The organism is Allobosea sp. CRIB-10, from assembly GCF_900112185.1.
Classification (GTDB): Bacteria; Pseudomonadota; Alphaproteobacteria; order Rhizobiales; family Beijerinckiaceae; genus Allobosea.
On the sequence record NZ_FOKP01000002.1, the window covers coordinates 103,061 to 121,459 of the forward strand.

At 67.2% G+C, this 18,399-nt stretch carries 14 protein-coding genes; 7 read left to right on the forward strand and 7 right to left on the reverse strand.

Annotation, left to right across the window (positions count from 1 at the left end):
• Positions 1–154: 154 nt before the first annotated feature.
• The gene (locus BMZ69_RS03275) at positions 155–1,993 is read right to left on the reverse strand and encodes a glycoside hydrolase family 15 protein (RefSeq protein ID WP_092154838.1); all 1,839 of its coding nucleotides are present in this window, start codon (positions 1,991–1,993) and stop codon (positions 155–157) included.
• Positions 1,994–2,007: 14 nt separating this feature from the next.
• Positions 2,008–2,796 (reverse strand): trehalose-phosphatase, encoded by a 789-nt coding sequence (gene otsB, locus BMZ69_RS03280; protein WP_092155450.1) that lies wholly within the window; start codon positions 2,794–2,796, stop codon positions 2,008–2,010.
• Positions 2,797–3,019: 223 nt separating this feature from the next.
• Here otsB and BMZ69_RS03285 point away from each other — a divergent pair, with 223 nt between their 5' ends.
• The 6 genes from BMZ69_RS03285 (at position 3,020) to BMZ69_RS31870 (ending at position 10,760) form a co-directional block, all read left to right on the forward strand.
• Positions 3,020–4,573 (forward strand): alpha,alpha-trehalose-phosphate synthase (UDP-forming), encoded by a 1,554-nt coding sequence (locus BMZ69_RS03285; protein WP_244543189.1) that lies wholly within the window; start codon positions 3,020–3,022, stop codon positions 4,571–4,573.
• Between the two features lie 120 nt (positions 4,574–4,693).
• Positions 4,694–6,961: a phosphoenolpyruvate--protein phosphotransferase gene (gene ptsP, locus BMZ69_RS03290; protein ID WP_175506649.1), complete on the forward strand. Its 2,268-nt coding sequence runs from the start codon at positions 4,694–4,696 to the stop codon at positions 6,959–6,961.
• A 60-nt stretch (positions 6,962–7,021) separates the two neighbouring features.
• Positions 7,022–8,107, forward strand: coding sequence for a peptide chain release factor 1 (gene prfA, locus BMZ69_RS03295; RefSeq protein ID WP_092154842.1), 1,086 nt, complete (start codon positions 7,022–7,024; stop codon positions 8,105–8,107).
• A gap of 61 nt (positions 8,108–8,168) precedes the next feature.
• On the forward strand, positions 8,169–8,414 hold the full coding sequence (locus BMZ69_RS03300) for a hypothetical protein (RefSeq protein ID WP_092154844.1): 246 nt from the start codon (positions 8,169–8,171) through the stop codon (positions 8,412–8,414).
• A 28-nt stretch (positions 8,415–8,442) separates the two neighbouring features.
• Positions 8,443–9,327, forward strand: a complete 885-nt coding sequence (gene prmC / locus BMZ69_RS03305) for a peptide chain release factor N(5)-glutamine methyltransferase (protein WP_244543190.1) — start codon at positions 8,443–8,445, stop codon at positions 9,325–9,327.
• 392 nt (positions 9,328–9,719) lie between these two features.
• Positions 9,720–10,760 carry a DUF4167 domain-containing protein gene (locus BMZ69_RS31870; RefSeq protein ID WP_244543191.1) on the forward strand — a complete coding sequence of 347 codons (1,041 nt, stop codon included), beginning with the start codon at positions 9,720–9,722 and terminating at the stop codon, positions 10,758–10,760.
• 53 nt (positions 10,761–10,813) lie between these two features.
• Here the strand turns inward: BMZ69_RS31870 and BMZ69_RS03315 are convergent, their stop codons facing one another.
• Positions 10,814–11,602 carry an MOSC domain-containing protein gene (locus tag BMZ69_RS03315; protein WP_175506650.1) on the reverse strand — a complete coding sequence of 263 codons (789 nt, stop codon included), beginning with the start codon at positions 11,600–11,602 and terminating at the stop codon, positions 10,814–10,816.
• Between the two features lie 104 nt (positions 11,603–11,706).
• Positions 11,707–12,081 (reverse strand): DUF2293 domain-containing protein, encoded by a 375-nt coding sequence (locus tag BMZ69_RS03320; protein ID WP_244543192.1) that lies wholly within the window; start codon positions 12,079–12,081, stop codon positions 11,707–11,709.
• Between the two features lie 138 nt (positions 12,082–12,219).
• On the opposite strand from BMZ69_RS03320, the gene clpB reads away from it, so the two are divergent.
• A complete protein-coding gene (gene clpB, locus BMZ69_RS03325) occupies positions 12,220–14,841 on the forward strand; it encodes an ATP-dependent chaperone ClpB (RefSeq protein WP_092154848.1) in 2,622 nt (873 codons plus the stop codon).
• Positions 14,842–15,019: 178 nt separating this feature from the next.
• On the opposite strand, the gene BMZ69_RS03330 is transcribed toward clpB, so the two are convergent.
• From BMZ69_RS03330 to BMZ69_RS03340, 3 genes are all read right to left on the reverse strand, one after another.
• A complete protein-coding gene (locus BMZ69_RS03330; RefSeq protein ID WP_244543193.1) occupies positions 15,020–16,228 on the reverse strand; it encodes a M20 family metallopeptidase in 1,209 nt (402 codons plus the stop codon).
• A gap of 102 nt (positions 16,229–16,330) precedes the next feature.
• Positions 16,331–17,521: a pyridoxal-phosphate-dependent aminotransferase family protein gene (locus tag BMZ69_RS03335; RefSeq protein ID WP_092154850.1), complete on the reverse strand. Its 1,191-nt coding sequence runs from the start codon at positions 17,519–17,521 to the stop codon at positions 16,331–16,333.
• Between the two features lie 107 nt (positions 17,522–17,628).
• Positions 17,629–18,261, reverse strand: a complete 633-nt coding sequence (locus tag BMZ69_RS03340) for a LysE family translocator (RefSeq protein ID WP_092154852.1) — start codon at positions 18,259–18,261, stop codon at positions 17,629–17,631.
• Positions 18,262–18,399: the final 138 nt, after the last annotated feature.

Genomic DNA, 18,399 nt, shown 5'->3' on the forward strand with positions numbered 1-18,399 from the left:
ACCGGGTGCAAGGTTGTTCGTAGAAGCCGACGGGCCCACTTCCAGGCCAATCCGCTCCGACTTTACGCCCCCCACCCCTATCCCCTCCCACAAGGGGGAGGGGTTTCCCACGCCTCACTGGAAGCTACGCGCTCCACCCGAGAATAACGGCGCCTCAAAACGCCTCTTCCCAGTTCCGGCTCAACCGCATCGCCGAGTTGATCAGACCGACCATCGAATAGGTCTGCGGGAAGTTGCCCCAGAGCTCGCCGGTTTCCAGGTCGGCGTCCTCCGAGAGCAGGCCGAAGCTGTTGCGGCGCTGCAGGATGCGGCCGAACAGCTCCTTGGCCTCGTCCTTGCGGCCGATCGCGTGCAGCGCGTCGACATACCAGAAGGCGCAGATCAGGAAGCCGGTGTGCATGAAGCCGAAATCGTCTTCGGTGCCGTAGCGCAAGATCAGGTCGCCGCGCCCCAGCTCGCGACCGATCGCCTCGACCGTCGCGATGTAGCGGGGATCGTCGGGGGTGACGAAGCCGAGCTCGGCGATCAGCAGCAAGGTCGCATCGAGATCGGTACCGTCGAAGGTCGAGACGAAATGGCCCTTCTCCTGGTTCCAGATCCGGTCGGAGATGATGCCCTTCAGGCGCTTGGCCTCGCCGCGCCAATAGTCCTTGCGGTCGGCGCGGCCGAGCGTGCCGGCGATGCGGGCAAGCCGGTCGCAGGCCGCCCAGCACATCACGCTGGAGAAGGAGTGGACCACCTCCTTCTCGCGCAACTCCCAGGGGCCGGCATCGGGCTTGTCGAAGACGGCGATGGCGCGCTCGCCCATGCGTTCCAGCTGGGCGAAGAGGGCTTCCTTGCCGGGCTGGATCAGGCGGCGATCGAAGAAGGAATGAGTCGCGGCCAGGACGACGGCGCCATAGCCGTCGTTCTGAATCTGCGTCGCCGCGCCGTTGCCGACACGGACCGGCTGATGGCCGCGATAGCCGGCGAGGTTCGGCACCTCGAACTCGCGCAGTTCGCCGCCGCGCGTGATCGGGTAGAGCGGCGGCAGGTGCTCGGCGCCGCTCTCCGAATAGGTGTCGACGATATTGGTGATGAAGCCGAGATAGTCCTCCATCGTCCGCGTCGTGCCAAGGCGATTGAGGGCGTGGACGACGAAATAGGCGTCGCGCAGCCAGCAGAAGCGATAGTCCCAGTTGCGCTGCGTGCCCGGCGCCTCTGGGATAGAGGTCGTCAGCGCCGCGACGATGGCGCCGCTCTCCTCGAAGGAGCAGAGCTTCAGCGTGATTGCGGCGCGGATGACCTCGCGCTGCCATTCGAAGGGAATCGAGAGCGAGCGGACCCAGTCGCGCCAGTAATCGGTAGTCTTGTCGAGGAATTCGCGCGAGGTCGTCTCGATCTCGGCGCGCAGGGCCTCGTCCGAGCCGATGAAGAAGGAGAACGGCTTCTCGACCGCAAAGGGGATGCTCTCCAGCACATAGGAGACAGGCGCGTCAGTCGTCAGCCGGATCGTCTGGTCGGCGCCGACGAAGCGGACATGGTTGGAGCCGCGGGTGATCTCGTCGGGCTCCTCCCCGAGGCCGAGGCAGGGCTTGACCACGACGCGGATGCGCGGGCGCCCGGAAATGCGCCGGACACGGCGCACCAGCTGCGGCGGCCGGAAGAAGCGCTCATAGCGGACGAAACGCGGGGCGAAATCGAGAATCTCCAGCGCATTGCCCTGGTCGTCGGAGAGCACCGAGGAGAGGATCGCGGTGTTGTCGAGATAGCTCTGCTCACAGCGGGTCATCCCGACCATCTCGATGGCGAAGACGCCCTTCTTCGGCAGGGCGTCGCCGTCGTCGATCTGGTTGTCGATCAGCGAGCAGAACACCGGGTCGCGGTCGAAGCGCGGAAAGCAGCTCCAGACGATGCGCGCCTGCCGGTCGATCAGCGCAGCGATCGTGCAATTGCCGATGACGCCGAGATCGAGCGAGGCCACTCTCGGCGAGGCGGTGGTCGTCACAGTCATGCCTGTTCCTGAAGTCAGCCCTGGAGGAAGGATTCGAGCGTGAGGTCGCCGCCTTCGGCAGCGGCAAGGAGAACATGGCGCAGCGCCGTCGGCGAAGCGAGGCGATGGCGGGCGCAGGTCTCACCATCCCCGATCCGGATCGACAGGCCATCCGTGTCATTGACCGTGGCAAAGCCGTCCTCGTCGGTGATGTCGTCGCCGATGAAGACAGGGGTGCGGCCGACATAAGTGTCCTGCTGCATCAGCCAGGTAATGGCGCCGCCCTTGCTCGCGCTCGCCGGAACCAGCTCGGCGACAGCCTTGCCCCGCTGCAGGCGCATGGACGGGCCGATCTCGGCGGCGACATCCTCCATCAGTGCCAGCGCCTCGTCGGCAAGCGACGGCGCCAGCCGCCAATGCAGCGCCACCGATTGGCGCTTGTCCTCGACGATGACGCCGATATGGGTGTTGGCGAAGCGGACCATCTTGCGGATCGCAGCCTTCAGCGCCTCCGAAGGCGCGGCGAGCGGCGCCTCGGCGCCGTCGAGACGGATCTGGGCGCCGTGCAAGCCGGCGGCGTCGAAACGATAGGGCGTCATCATCTCGTCGAGCAGTGCGACCGGCCGACCCGAGACCAGAGCCAGCGCGCCGCCAAGCCGCTGACGTAGCGCCTCCAGCGCTTCCGGCAGGCGCCGGTCGATCTTCACATCCTCCGGCGAAGGGGCGATCTCGACCAGGGTTCCATCGAAATCCAGGAACAGCGCGATCTGCCCGGTGAGGGCAGCGGCTTTTGCGGGAGGCTCGGCGATTTCGGGGCTCAGCATCTCTGACATGGCATCTGGTTAGAAGGCGAAGCGGGCGAAAGGACGACAGGCCGTCCCCTCATCGCCACATTCGAGGTTCAGTTTGGCACGAGGTCGCCATGATCCGGTCACGGCGGCGACGCGATCCGGCTCGGGAAGCCCGGCCTGCACACGAAACATTACGCCTGCCCGCGCGTTCTGTTCCCGCGCCATTGTCGCAAGCGTCAGCAAAAAGTGAGGCATCATGCGTCTTGTCGTCGTGTCCAACCGCGTCACCATGCCCGAGCGGGGCGAAAAGGTGGCGGCAGGTGGCCTGGCGGTCGCGCTGCGTTCGGCGCTCGAACAGCATGGCGGTCTCTGGTTCGGCTGGAGCGGCGCGACCAGGGCGGAACCCGCAACCAGCGTCGAGCCGGTGAGGCACGGCAAGGTCAGCTACGCCGTCACCGATCTGACCGAGGCCGAGCGCCAGAGCTATTATCTCGGCTTCGCCAACCGGGCGCTCTGGCCATTGATGCATTACCGGCTCGGTCTGACCGAGTTCAGCCGCGCCGATTATGCCGGCTATCTCGGCGTCAACCGCCGCTTCGCCAGGCTGCTGATCCCGCTACTCGAGCCCGACGACGTCATCTGGATCCACGACTACCATCTGATCCCGCTCGCGGCGGAACTTCGCCGGCGCGGCGTCACCAACCGGATCGGTTATTTCCACCACATCCCGTGGCCGCCGGCCGACATGTTCAGCGCCCTGCCGTTCTCGGCGACGCTGATCAGCACGATGACGGCCTATGACCTGATCGGCCTGCAGACCCATAACGATGTCGCCAATCTGATCGGCGGGCTGGTCGCGCTCTGCGGCGCGCGTCGCGACGGCAACCGGGTCAAGGCGGGCCAGCGCGAGGCGGTCGTGCAGGCCTTTCCTATCGGCATCGATGTCGAGGGATTCCGCAAGCTTTCCGTCGCCTCGGTGCGGGCGGCGACGCAGCCGGTGCGGGCGACGACCGCGCCGCTCGGTGGCCGCAAGCTGGTGATCGGTGTCGACCGGCTCGACTATTCCAAAGGCATCGTCCAGCGGCTGGAGGCTTTCGGCACCTTCCTGCGCAACCATCCGGAGCACCGCGGCGAGGTCGGCCTGCTGCAGATCGCGCCGCCCTCGCGCAGCGACGTGCCCGAATACGCCGAGCTCGACCGGATGTCGGACGAGGTCGCGGGCCGGCTCAACGCCGCGCTCGGCGAGTTCGATTGGACGCCGATTCGCGTGGTCAAGAAGGCCTACTCCCGTAGCGCTCTCGCCGGCCTCTATCGGCGCGCGCAAGTCGGGCTGGTGACGCCGATGCGCGACGGCATGAACCTCGTCGCCAAGGAATATGTCGCCGCGCAGAACCCCGATGATCCCGGCGTGCTGGTCCTGTCGCGCTTCGCCGGCGCGGCGCAGCAGCTCGGCGAGGCGCTGATCGTTAACCCGTTCGACACCCATGAAGTGGCCGAGGCGATCCGGACCGCGCTCGCCATGCCGAAATCCGAGCGGCAGCGACGCTTCGAGCGGCTCTATGCGACGATTTCCTCGACCGACATCAACTGGTGGACGTCGGCTTATCTCGCCGCTCTCTCCGGTCTCGATATCTCCAGCGGCGACATCGTGCCGCCGGGGCGGCCCAGAACGCTGCGCAGCACACGCAAATCGAGCGCAAACGCCAGCTCCGCACGCCCCAATACGCCTGCTCATTCCTCACCGTCGACGCATGGCAGGGCCGCCTCCGCACGTGCCGGGGCCTTGCCGAACGCTCCCTCCACTGGCTAGAAGCGCCTCGCCAGGAGGCGGCAAACCCCAGCTTGCGCTTGCGACTCAGTGGTTGCGGTGTCAGGTCTGCTGGGGATATTCGGCTGAAAGAGCCGTGGAGGCGGGCGGAGGGCTTTCTTGATGCGAGGCGCACTCGGGGGATCGGGCGTGCTGCTGCGCCGTCTCCGCGAGGTGATGGCGGCACCGGTCAGTCCGCAGGAGCGGCTCGACCGGCTCGTCGTCGTGATCGCCGGCAACCTCGTGGCCGAGGTCTGCTCGGTCTATGTCCTGCGTGAAGACGGCTCGCTCGAACTCTATGCCACCGAAGGCCTCAATCGCGAGGCCGTCCACCTCACCACGATGCGCGCCGGCGAGGGCCTGGTCGGCCTGATCGCCAGCGAGGCGGAGCCGCTCGCGCTCTCCGACGCGCAATCGCACCCAGCCTTCTCCTATCGCCCGGAGACCGGCGAAGAAATCTACCGCTCCTTCCTCGGCGTTCCGATCCTGCGCGGCGGCGCGGTGATGGGGGTGCTCGTCGTGCAGAACCGCGCCTCGCGGCTCTACAGCGAGGACGAGGTCGAATCGCTGCAGACCACGGCCATGATCATGGCCGAGATGATCGCGGCCGGCGGCCTGAAGGCCCTGTCGAAGCCTGGCGCGACCATCGGCCTCGACCGTCCCATCCACAGCATCGGCACCACGCTCGCCGACGGCGTCGGCCTCGGCCATGCCGTGCTGCACGAGCCGCGCGTCGCGATCACCAACCTGATCGCCGAGGACCCCGGCCGCGAGGTGCAACGGCTGGAAGCGGCGATCGCGACGATGCGGCTCGCCATCGACGAACTGATCGAGCGCGGCGACGTCGCCCATACCGGCGAGCATCGCGACGTGCTCGAGACCTTCCGCATGTTCGCGCACGACCAGGGCTGGCTCCGGCGGATGCGCGAGGTGGTGATGACCGGCCTCACCGCCGAGGCCGCGGTCGAGCGCGTGCAGTCGGACACCCGCGCCAAGATGCTGCGCCAGACCGATCCTTACCTGCGCGAGCGCCTGCACGATCTCGACGACCTCGCCAACCGGCTGCTGCGCACGCTCGTCGGCAAGTCCAACGGCGTCACCCGCGAGGACCTGCCGGAGAACGCGATCCTGATCGCGCGCTCGATGGGGCCGGCGGCGCTGCTCGACTATGATCGCCGGCATCTGCGCGGCGTCGTCCTCGAGGAAGGCGGCCCGACCAGCCACATCGCCATCGTGGCCCGGGCGCTCGGCATTCCCGCGGTCGGCGAGATCGCCAATGCCACCGCGCTGATCCAGGCGGGCGACGCCGTCATCGTCGACGGCCAGGCCGGCGAGGTGCAGATCAGGCCGCAGCCGGACGTCGAGAACGCCTACAAGGACAAGGCCCGCCTGCGCGCCCGCAAGCAGGAGCAGTACCGCAAGCTCAAGACGCAGCCGGCTGTGACCAAGGACGGCGTCGAGATCCAGTTGCAGATCAATGCCGGCCTGCTGGTCGATATGGCCAATCTGGAGGAGACCAACGCCTCGGGCGTCGGCCTCTTCCGCACCGAGCTGCAGTTCATGGTGGCGCAGCACATGCCGACCACGGCCGAGCAGCAGGCGCTCTACGATGCGGTGCTCAAGGTCGCGAACGGCCGGCCGGTGACGTTCCGGACGCTCGATATCGGCGGCGACAAGGTGCTGCCCTATATGGAGCGGCTGGAGGAAGAGAACCCCGCGCTCGGCTGGCGCGCCATCCGCATCGGGCTCGACCGGCCGCGACTGCTGCGCGCCCAGGTGCGGGCGCTGCTGCGCGCCGGCGCCGGTTGCGACATGAAGATCATGCTGCCGATGGTGGCGACAGTGAACGAGTTCCTGCGCGCCCGCATGCTGGTGCGGCGCGAGCTCGCCATGCTGGAGCGCGACGGCCGCCCGGCGCCGGCGAGCCTGAAGCTCGGCGTCATGGTCGAGGTGCCGTCACTGCTGTTCGAACTGCCGGAGATCGCGCGCGAAGCCGATTTCCTCTCGGTCGGCACCAACGATCTGATGCAGTTCCTGTTCGCGGCCGACCGTGAGAACAAGCGCGTCTCCGACCGCTTCGACCCCTTGAGCGCGGCGGGTCTGCGCGCTCTGCGCAACATCGTCGACGAAGCCGCCAAGGCCGACTGCCCGGTCACCGTCTGCGGCGAGATGGGCGGCAAGCCGATCGAGACTCTGGCGCTGATCGCGCTCGGCTACCGCTCCTTCTCGATGTCCTCGGCCTCGATAGGCCCGGTCAAGGCGATGCTGCGCGCGCTCGACGCCGGCAAGGCGCGCCAGTGGCTCGATGCCTGGCTCGGCTCCTCCGACGGCGCCGCAAGCCTGCGCCCGCTCCTCGCCGCGCTCGCCGCAGAGATGAAGGTGCCGGTCTAGCGACGCTTCTCCCGCCGCCCGCGCACGCCCCCCCTTTTCGTTCAAGATCGTTTCCGCATCATGTCGCTCCAGCTCCCGCAAGACCGTCTCGACGCGATCGTCGCCCGCCATGCCGCGGCGAGCGACGCCATCAATCATGCGACCGAGGCGGCCCGCGTCGTCGAATTGTCGAAGGAGCTCGCCGAGCTCGATCCGGTGGTCGCGGCGATCGCGGCCTGGCGCAAGGCACAGACCGGGCTGGAAGAGGCGCTGGCGCTGATCGACGACCCCGCCACCGATGCCGAGATGCGCGATCTCGCCTATGAGGAGCGCGATGCGGCCAGGGCCGAGATCGAAGAGCGCGCGAGAGAGATCCTGATCGCGTTGCTGCCCAAGGACGCGGCCGACGAGCGCGGCGTCATCCTCGAGATCCGCGCCGGCACCGGTGGCGACGAGGCCTCGCTCTTCGCCGGCGATCTCTTGCGGATGTATCAGCGTTATGCCGCCGGCAAGGGCTGGAGCGTCGATATCCTGACCGAGAGCGAGGGCACCGTCGGCGGCTTCAAGGAGGTCATCGCCGAGATCGCCGGCAAGGGCGTCTATGCCAAACTCAAATACGAATCCGGGGTGCACCGGGTGCAGCGCGTGCCCGACACCGAGGCGAGCGGGCGCATCCACACCTCGGCGGCCACCGTCGCCATGCTGCCGCTCGCCGGCGAAGTCGACGTCGCGCTCGACGAGAAGGACCTGCGCATCGACACGATGCGGGCCCAGGGCGCCGGCGGCCAGCACGTCAACAAGACCGAGTCGGCAGTGCGCCTCACCCATATCCCGACCGGCATCGTCGTGCTGGTCCAGGACGAGCGCTCGCAACACAAGAACAAGGCGCGCGCCTATGAATTGATGCGCGCCAAGCTCTACGACATAGAGCGTAGCCGGGCCGATGCCGAGCGCTCGGCTGACCGGCGCTCGCAGGTCGGCTCCGGCGACCGCTCCGAGCGCATCCGAACCTATAATTTCCCGCAGGGGCGCGTGACCGACCATCGCATCAACCTGACGCTCTACAAGCTCGATGAGATGATGCAAGGACTGGTGCTCGACGAGATCATCGACGCGCTGACCGCACAGCGCCAGGCCGAGTTGCTCGCCGAGCAGGGCGGCGTGTGAAACCTTCGTCTCTCTCCCGCGTTTCCATCGGAGAGACTGTTCCCTTGGGGAGGATAGAGAGATGAAAGCCCTGTTCAGCGCCATCGCACTTGCCGCCGCCGTCGCCCTCGCGCCGGCATCCACCGGTGCACAGGAGAGGACCGCGAAAAAGGTTTTGAGCGGCCAGCCCGCCACTCTCCACAACGCCAAGACCGAAGCGCAGGCGCGGCGCGATTGCCAGCGCCAGTACCGTGGCGCTAGGGAGAGCAAGTCCGCGCTGCGGATCAAGATGAAGGAATGCGTCCGCGAGGGGATGCAGGGCAACTGACCGGCTGCGTGCCGGGCCAAGGATACGCTTGACCGGTACAGACAAATCGACCGACAAGACCGCGCCCGTTGCCTTGCCGGCAGCGGGCGGAACTGCGTCTGCGGCCCGCAAGGCGATCGCCCTGGCGCTGAAACGGGCCGGCGTCGCCGATGTCACCTTCGAGGCCCGCATCCTGGTCGAGGATCTCGCGAGCGACGGCGATCCGATCAGTGAGGCTGCCGCCATCAGGCTGAACGATGCGCTCGCGCGGCGTCTCACCGGCGAGCCGCTCTGGCGCATCCTCGGGGCGCGGGAGTTCTGGGGGCTGAGCTTTTCGCTTTCGCCGGGAACGCTGGAGCCGCGGCCGGACAGCGAGACCCTGATCGAGGCGGCGCTCGGCCATTTCGCCTCGCGCCGGCAAGACGAACTGCGCGTGCTCGATCTCGGCACCGGCACGGGCTGCCTGCTGGTCGCGACGCTGCGCGAGTTTCCGCACGCGAGCGGCATCGGGATCGACCTGGCGCCCGACGCGGTCGCGACCGCCACCGGCAACGCCGCGCGCAATGGCGTCGCCGAACGGGCTGCGTTCTACCAGGGCAACTGGACTGCCGGGATCGAGGAGTGTTTCGATCTCATCCTGTCGAACCCGCCCTATATCGGCAGCGCCGAAATCGCCGGCCTCGACCAAAACGTGCGCGCGCATGACCCGCTTCTGGCCCTCGATGGCGGGCCGGACGGGCTTGACGCCTATCGCGCGCTCGCTGCCGCCCTGCCCCGCCGCCTGAAGCCAGGGGGCCTCGCCATCCTGGAGATCGGCGCCGGACAGGAAGAGGCGGTCGTCGCGCTGATGAGGCAGGCCGGTCTCAACCATCTCGACTCGCGCCGCGACCTCGGCGGCCACGTTCGCGCCCTCGTCTTCGGGCACGATCCTTGAACGATGCACAGCCAGCTGCGCGAATTTGCTTGGAAGAAGCCGCAAAACCAGCTATGCACGCATGGTCTTGAAGACAGTGTCGACAGCACATAACCTTTGGCTAGGTTCCGCAGAGCGGGCCGAACCCTCGGATCACTGCCAGACTCGACGTTACTGACATAGCGAGACCGAGGCTCCGACTGTGCGAGACAGCCGTTCGGAGGAGGAGCCGGCGAGGCTCCATTGGAAAGAGCGCGTGAAGACCCATACCGGCGCAGAGCCCTTCCAGGTCGAATTTCTTACGCGCGGCGCCGCAACCCGCCGCGCGATACGGCGTGCATGACGACCTCAAGGTTGCTTAGAATGAACACAACGCGAGACAGACGCGAATGAGACCAGGTCAGAACCGGCGCATGCGCGGCCGTAGCAACAATAACAACAACAATAATGGCAACCGGAAATCTCCCAACCCGCTGCAGCGGAGCTACGAGTCGAACGGTCCGGACGTGAAGGTCCGGGGTACAGCGCAGCATGTCGCAGAGAAATACCTGCAGCTCGCTCGCGACGCCCAGTCTTCGGGCGATCCGGTTGCGGCCGAGAACTATTTCCAGCACGCCGAGCACTATTATCGCATCCTGCTCGCTGCGCAGGAGCAGATGACCCAGCAGTTCGGACACACCTTCCAGCCGAATCGCGCGTTCGTCGAAGATGCCGACGAGCTCGAGGAGGAGGGCGAGGAGGACGCCAGCTTCCAAGGCGGACAGCCCCAGGGCGAGCGCCAGCACAACGGCGTGAATGGCCATGGCGGCCAGTCAGAGGACGGCGAAGGCGGCCAGAACAATGGCCAGCGCTTCGACCGGCCGCATCGCCAGGACCGGCAGGACCGCAATTTCGATCGCAACGGCCAGCGCCGCTTCGACCGCAATGACCGCCAGGATCGGGGCGAGCGTCAGGACCGCGGTGATCGCCAGGATCGCGGCGAGCGCCGCTTCGATCGGAACGAGGGCCAGAACGGTTCCTATATGCCGCGCCCGGAGGCCCAGCCCGGCGCCGAGCAACCGGACATCGCGCCGGTCCAGAGCCAGGGCGAGCGCCGCTTCGATCGGCCGGAACGCCAGGAACGCCCCGACAGGCCGCCGCGCGGCGAGCGTTCGTCGCGCCGCGACCGCGATCGTGACGAGGCCCGCGCCAGCAACAGCAACGAGGAGCAGGACGCTCCGGCCGGGCTGCCGGCCTTCCTGACCACGCCGACCCGTGTGCCGATCGCGATCGCCGAGGAGACAGAGGCTCCGGTCGCCGCCCCGCCGACAGCCGTCGCTCCGGCGGACGCAGATGGTGCAGAGGCCGCACCCGAGGCCAGCGAGAAGCCGAAGCGCCGGACGGCCCGGCGGCGTTCGCCGCGCGAGGTGATGGACGCTCTCGGCGGCGAAGGCGGCGAGACCCCGGCCGAGTGATCTGGCCAACGTGATGGAACAATGGAAAGGGCCCGCCAGGGCCCTTTCGCTTTTCAGGCGACACCGAGGGCTGCCGGTTCACTGGCCTCGACCAGGGTCAACCGCTCGCCCTCGCCGAGTGTCCCCCCGGCGACGATCCGGCAATAGATGCCGCAATCGACATGGCCGTAGCCCTTCATCAGCGCCTTCGGGATTTGCAGGTCGCGGATACCGGTCACCGGATCGACATTGGTGGCGGCGCAGCGCTCGATCCGCTTGATCACCTGGAGTCGCAGGCCCGACGGCGCGACGAGTTCGCGGTCGACCAGATCGAGCTCGGCCCAGGCCGGCAGGCCCTCGACCATGACATTGCCGCGGAAGCGCAAGGGATCGACGGGAACGCCGAGCCGCGTCTCCAGGTCGGCGACGCTGGCGAGATTGATGATCGAGACGAAGCCCGAGCGTGAATCGGTGAAGCGATAGCCCAGCGGCGCCGCCAGCAGGCGTGGCTCGCCGCGCAGTTCATCCGGCATGAAGGCCTTGAAGAAGGCGGAGAGTTGCTCCCGGCCCGCTGCGGTTGCTATGGCGAACCTGGTCTCGACATCGTCATGACCAATGACGAGGTCACGACTGTCATCGTCGTAACGCGTGCGCAGACGCGCCAGCGCCTCGTTGCGCATCAGCATCAGGTATTTGATCTTGGGCTGATGCACCGGCTCGGCCGGATCGAAGCCGGAAGGGCCATTCTCGATGGCGAAGAGTCGGTCGCCGGGGACATAGCCGCCGGTCGGCAATTCGGTCCGGCTCAGGCGCTCGGGCGACAGGCCCTTCACTGGATAGCGATACAGCGAGGCGACGCGCATGGGCCCTGTCCTTCCGATTGCGAGGCGCCGGAAACTGCCACGCCAAGCGCCAGGACGCCACAGCAAGGACTGTCACGGCCGATGAAAGGATTCCATCGATCCGATCAATGCGGCTGCTCCGCGCCTTCCTCAACGCCCTCCTCATCGAGAATCGAGCGCTGGCAGCCCCAAGCGGAGAGCACGTCGTCGATCGCGTCGGCCACGAAGTAGCGCGCGGCGTCGCGCTCATAGCCCTCGGCGAGCAGGCGATCATAATCCGTATGGCTGTGCCGAACATGACTGCCGAGCGCGAGCCAGAGCGCGGTCGAGGGCGGCAGCGCCCGCATTTGCGCCCGTCCGGCCAGCGCAAGCACCGTCTCGGCGTCGAGCAGCGGGATGCCGGGCACGAGCGCCCGCAACGCCTTTCGAATCGCCTGTTGCCGCTTCGTGCCGACCATGACCACAGGCTGGGCGCGGACCTTGACGATCGTCAATGTCAAAGCTGCCTCCCGCCCCTTACGTTGCGCGAAAGCAACACTATCTTTGAGGACGAGGGGCTGCCCATCGGGGGCCCTATCCCATCGAAAAGCAGCCGGCTCCGCCGCTTCGGGGCGCGACTGGCGTGCGGAGGCAGTTGAATGAACATTGAGAAGTATACCGACCGGGCAAAGGGTTTCCTCCAGGCCGCTCAGACGATCGCGATGCGCGAGGGCCATCAGCAATTCACGCCCGAGCATGTGCTGAAAGCACTGCTCGACGACAGCGAAGGCATGGCGGCCGGTCTAATCGACCGCGCCGGCGGACAGTCGCGGCAGGCCAAACAGCTGGTCGACGCGGCACTTTCCAAGCTCCCCAAGGTGAGCGGTGCCGGCGCATCGAGCCTGCATTTGACCCCTGCGCTGGCGCGCGTCTTCGATACTGCCGAGAAGGCGGCGGAGAAGGCCGGCGACAGCTTCGTCACGGTCGAGCGGCTGCTGCTCGCGCTGGCAATCGAGAAGGACAATGAGGCCGGCAAGATTTTGGCCAAGGCCGGCGTCACGCCGCAGGGCCTCAATGCCGCGATCGAGGCAATCCGCAAGGGCCGCACCGCCGATTCCGCCTCGGCCGAGCAGGGCTATGACGCGCTGAAGAAGTATGCTCGCGACCTCACCGCCGCGGCGCGCGAGGGCAAGCTCGATCCCGTCATCGGCCGCGACGAGGAAATCCGCCGCACCATCCAGGTGCTGAGCCGCCGCACCAAGAACAATCCGGTGCTGATCGGCGAGCCCGGCGTCGGCAAGACCGCGATCGCCGAGGGCCTGGCGCTGCGCATCGTCAATGGCGACGTCCCTGAGAGCCTGAAGGACAAGGAACTGCTCGCTCTCGACATGGGCGCGCTGATCGCCGGCGCGAAATATCGCGGCGAGTTCGAGGAGCGGCTGAAGGCCGTGCTTTCCGAGGTCTCGGCCGCGGCGGGCGGGGTCATTCTGTTCATCGACGAGATGCACACTTTGGTCGGCGCCGGCAAGACCGACGGCGCGATGGACGCGTCCAACCTGCTGAAGCCTGCTCTCTCCCGCGGCGAGCTGCACTGCGTCGGTGCGACCACGCTCGACGAGTACCGCAAATATGTCGAGAAGGATGCGGCGCTGGCGCGGCGCTTCCAGCCCGTTTTCGTCGACGAGCCGACGGTCGAGGACACGATCTCGATCCTGCGCGGCCTGAAGGAAAAGTATGAGCAGCACCACCGCGTGCGCATCACCGACTCGGCGCTGGTCTCGGCCGCGACGCTGTCGAACCGCTACATCACCGACCGCTTCCTGCCGGACAAGGCGATCGACCTTGTCGACGAGGCCTCGGCGCGCCTGCGCATGCAGGTCGACTCCAAGCCCGAGGAGCTCGATTCGATCGACCGCGAGATCGTCCGGCTGAAGATCGAGCAGGAGGCGCTGAAGAAGGAAAGCGATGCCGGCTCGAAGGAGCGGCTACGGCGTCTCGAGGGCGAGCTCAGCGATCTCGAAACCCGCTCGGCCGCGATCACCGCGACCTGGAAGGCCGAGAAAGACAAGCTCGGCCAGGCGGCGGAGATCAAGACCAAGCTCGACAACGCCCGCAACGAGCTCGCCCAGGCGCAGCGGAAGGGCGAGTACCAGCGCGCCGGCGAGCTCGCCTATGGCGAGATCCCGCAGCTCGAGAAGCAGCTTTCCGAGATCGAGGCTAAGGACGACACCTCCGGCATGGTCGAGGAAGCCGTGACGCCGGACCATGTCGCGCAGGTGGTCAGCCGCTGGACCGGCGTGCCGGTCGACAGGATGCTGGAAGGTGAGAAGGAGAAGCTCCTGCACATGGAGCAGAGCCTCAGCCAGCGTGTCGTCGGCCAGGCGGAGGCGGTCGAGGCCGTCTCCAAGGCGGTCAGACGCGCGCGCGCCGGCCTTCAGGACCCGAACCGGCCGATCGGCTCGTTCATGTTCCTCGGGCCCACCGGCGTCGGCAAGACTGAGCTGACCAAGGCTCTGGCGGCGTTCCTGTTCGACGACGAGACGGCGATGGTCCGGCTCGACATGTCCGAATATATGGAGAAGCACTCGGTCAGCCGGCTGATCGGCGCGCCTCCCGGCTATGTCGGCTATGAGGAAGGCGGCGCGCTGACCGAAGCGGTCCGGCGCCGGCCCTATCAGGTCGTGCTGTTCGACGAGGTCGAGAAGGCGCATCCCGACGTGTTCAACGTCCTGCTGCAGGTGCTCGACGACGGGCGCCTGACCGACGGCCAGGGCCGCACGGTCGATTTCCGTAATGTGCTGATCATTATGACCTCCAACCTCGGCTCGGAGTTCCTGGTGAACCAGCCGGAAGGGCAGGACAGCGACGCGGTGCGCGACGAGGTGATGGGTGTTGTCCGCCATGCCTTCCGGCCGGAGTTCCTGAACCGGATCGACGACATCATCCTGTTCCACCGCCTGCGGCGGTCGGACATGGGCGCGATCGTCGACATCCAGATGGCCCGGCTCGCCAAGCTGCTGGTCGACCGCAAGATCACGCTCGACCTCTCGGAGGAGGCGCGCGACTGGCTGGCCGAGAAGGGTTACGACCCCGCCTATGGCGCGCGCCCCCTGAAGCGCGTGATCCAGAAATCGGTGCAGGACCCGCTGGCGGAGCTCTTGCTCTCGGGCGCGATCCGCGACGGCGAGACCGTGCCGGTCACGGTCGGCCCCGCCGGGCTGATGCTCGGCGAGTTCACCGCCGCGAGCGAGAGCCGGCCGGCCGGTGTGGCGCTAAACTGATCCGCCTCTCGATCACAAAAAGCGAAGGGCGCCGCTCACGCGGCGCCCTTTTTCTTTCTGGGGCGTCATTCTCGGCCGAAGCGAAGCGCAGAGCCGAGAATCTCATGACGAGAAAGCGACGGACTAGCGCGCTCTCCGGCCCGAGATGCTCGGGTCAAGCCCGAGCATGACGTGTATGTCACTCCATCCGCGCCGCAGTCCGCATCACCGCCAGCGCCAGGGTCTGCGCGGCAGGGACGATGCTCTCGATCTCCAGGAACTCGTCCGGCGTATGGGCCATGCCGCCGACCGGGCCGACGCTGCAGAGCGTCGGGCAACCCTGCGCTGCGGTGAAGCCGGAATCGGCGCAGCCGCCGGTGTATTCGGCGGTCACCGCGATACCCAAGCCTGCCGCGGCCTCGCGATAGGTGTCGTAGAGCAAAAGCGAATCAGGCGTCTGCTCCAGCGGGTGGAATTCGCCCTTGATGATCAGCGTGGCCGAGCTGCCCTCGACCACCGGCGTCTCGACGATCTCGCGGATCGCCTCGACCAGTTCCGCACGCTGAGCCGCCGTCTTGTAGCGCAGGTCGATCTCGCACCAGGCGGAGGGCGCCACTGTATTGACGGTCTGGCCGCCGCCGATCAGCCCGACATTGACGGTGATACCGGCATCGAGGTCGGTCAGCCCCTGCAGGCGCGGGATCTTGTGGCCGAGATCGACGATGGCCGAGACACCCTTCTCGTAATTCGCGCCGGAATGAGCCGCCTTGCCGGTAAACTCGGCGCGCATGAAGACGCCGCCCTTGCGGCCGGAGGTGATCGACTGCTTGTGATCGCGGTTGTACTCCGTTCCCGTGGGCAGCCGGCTCGGCTCGGCGTTGAAGACGCAGCGCGACTCGCGGGCGGCAGCCTCGATCACCGGCCGCGAGGACGGCGAGGCGATCTCCTCATCGCTGGTGGTCAGCATCATCAAAGGCGCCTTGAGGCCGCCATTGGCGGCGAAGGCGGCGGCGACGAAGGCCTCGATCACGAGCCCGGCCTTCATGTCGGCGACGCCCGGCCCATAGGCGCGGCCGTCGCGAATGGTGAAGGGCCGGCGGGTCGGCTCGCCCTCGCGGAAGACAGTGTCGCGATGACCGAGCAGCAGGACCGGACGCTGGTCGTTCGCGGTCGGATTGGGCAAGTGCGCCTTGACCGCATCGCCATAGCGGGCATCCGGCACGATCTCGACGGAAAGCCCGTTCGCCTCGTGGAAACGGGCCAGCACCTGGCCAGCCCGGTCGACGCCGGCCTTGTCGTAGGAGCCGGAATCAGTGTCGACCATCTCGCGCAGCAAATCGATCATCGCCTGCTTGCGATCGCTCAGCCAGGCGAGGATGCGGGCTTCTTCCTGCGTCGTGTCGGTCATGGTCGGCTTTCCGTGTCTGGTCGGGCCGGGAGCTTAGCCAAGCTGCTCCGGCGACGATAGGCGAAGCATATGGGCCGGTGGACGTTGTTCTTGCGGCTGGGGCTAAGCCGCCATCTCGCGCGCATTGGCGCCGAGATAGGTGACCGCAGCCGCGACGCCGCCCGCACCATGTGGGATGCTCTTCGCCTGTAGGGCCATCTCGACCGCGCTCAGGCTGCCGAGCACCATCGGCGCGTTGACATGGCCCATATGGGCGATGCGGAAGGCCTTGCCAGTGAGATCGCCGATGGCCAGGCCGAGCGTCACGCCACAGACCTGCTGGGCGTAGTCGGTGATGGCAGTGGGATCGCCGTCGACCAGGATGGTGGTGACCGACGGGGCGCGCTGCGACGGCTCGACGACGTTGAAGCTCAGTGCCTGGCCTTCTGCCCATTTCGCCATCGCCGCCTGCGTCGCGGCTGCCAGCAGGGCATGGCGCCGCCAGACCGCTTCGAGCCCTTCGGCGAAGATCATGTCGATCGCGGCGCGCAGCCCGAACATCAGATGCTCGGGCGGCGTGCCGCAATGCTTCATATAGAGCAGCGGGTCCATGCGCGCGGTCCAGTCCCAATAGGGCGTGCGCATGTTTGCGTCCCGGTGCGCCTGCAGCGCCTTGCCATTCGCCGCGACGAAGGCGAGGCCGGGCGGGGTCATCAGCCCCTTCTGCGAAGCGGACATCGCGACATCGACGCCGAAGCCGTCCATGTCGAACGGCATGCAGCCGAGGGCTGCGACGCCATCGACCATGTACAGTGCCGGATGGCCGGCAGCATCGATGGCGCGGCGGATCGCCTGGACATCATTGACCACGCCGGAGGCGGTGTCGATCTGGACGGTCAGCACCGCCTTGATCGCATGCTCCTTGTCCTGCCGCAGGCGCGCCTCCACCGCGGCCGGATCGACCGCCGCGCGCCAGGAGCCGGCGAGCACCTCGACATCGGCGCCCATGAACCGGGCCATCTCGCCCCAGCCGATGGCGAAGCGGCCGCTGGCGAGCACCAGCACCTTGTCGCCGCGCGACAGGACGTTGGTGAGCGCCGCCTCCCAGCCGCCATGGCCATTGGCAGCGTAGAGGAAGGTCTCTCCCGTCGTGCGGAAGACTGCCTTGAGATCGGCCAGCAGGGTTTCGGTGAGGTCGACGATCGTCTTCGAGGCGAGCTCTTCCGCCGGGCGCATCATCGCCTGGAGGACGCGATCGGGAATATTGGTCGGGCCCGGCATCGCCAGGAGGGCCCGGCCGTTGGCAACACTCATGAAGACCCCCGCCTTACGCTTTGAATCGGACGCGCTGACCAAGCAGTGATCCGACGGCGCGATGCACAAACCCTATGAACGGTGCAGAAATCGTTGCGCGCGGCCTGTCAGCGGCGCGCTTCTGCCGCCATGCGCACGGCAAAGCCGGCGAGCATCGTCGCCATCACCCAGCGCTGCACCAGCGCCCAGAACGGGCGCGTGCGCAGGAAGACGGCGATGCCGCCGGCAGCGAAGGTGATCAGCGCGTTGACGCTGACCGAGACGCTGATCTGGATGAAGCCGAGGATGATCGACTGCGCCAGCACGCTGCCCGCAGCCGGATCGATGAACTGCGGCAGCAGCGCCAGGTAGAACATCGCGATCTTCGGGTTCAGCAGACTGGTGAGGAAGCCCATCATGAAGAGCTTGCGCGGCCCGTCATGCTTGAGCTCGCGCACATGGAAGGGCGAGCTGCCGCCCGGCCGGACCGCCTGCCAGGCGAGCCAGAGCAGATAGGCCGCGCCGGCCAGCCGCAGCGCATCGTAGGCAAAGGGGACGGCGAAGAGCAGGGCGGTGATTCCGAAGGCGGCGCAGAGGACATAGAAGACGAAGCCGAGCGCAATGCCTCCGAGCGAGATCAGGCCGGAGGCCGGCCCCTGCGCGATCGAGCGCGAGATCAGATAGATCATGTTCGGCCCTGGCGTCAGCACCATGCCGAAGGCGAGCAGGATGAAGGCGATCAGGTTGCTCGTATCGATCATGGCGCGCTCCGGCCGCAAGGTGCGCGACCATGGCATTGCCGGCGAAACGCCCGCAAGGCGCAACCCATGACGCGGCTGCATCGCCGCCATCCAGCTCCGGCTTCCCTGGCAGCAGATGGCGGGAACGAGTCGCCGCCT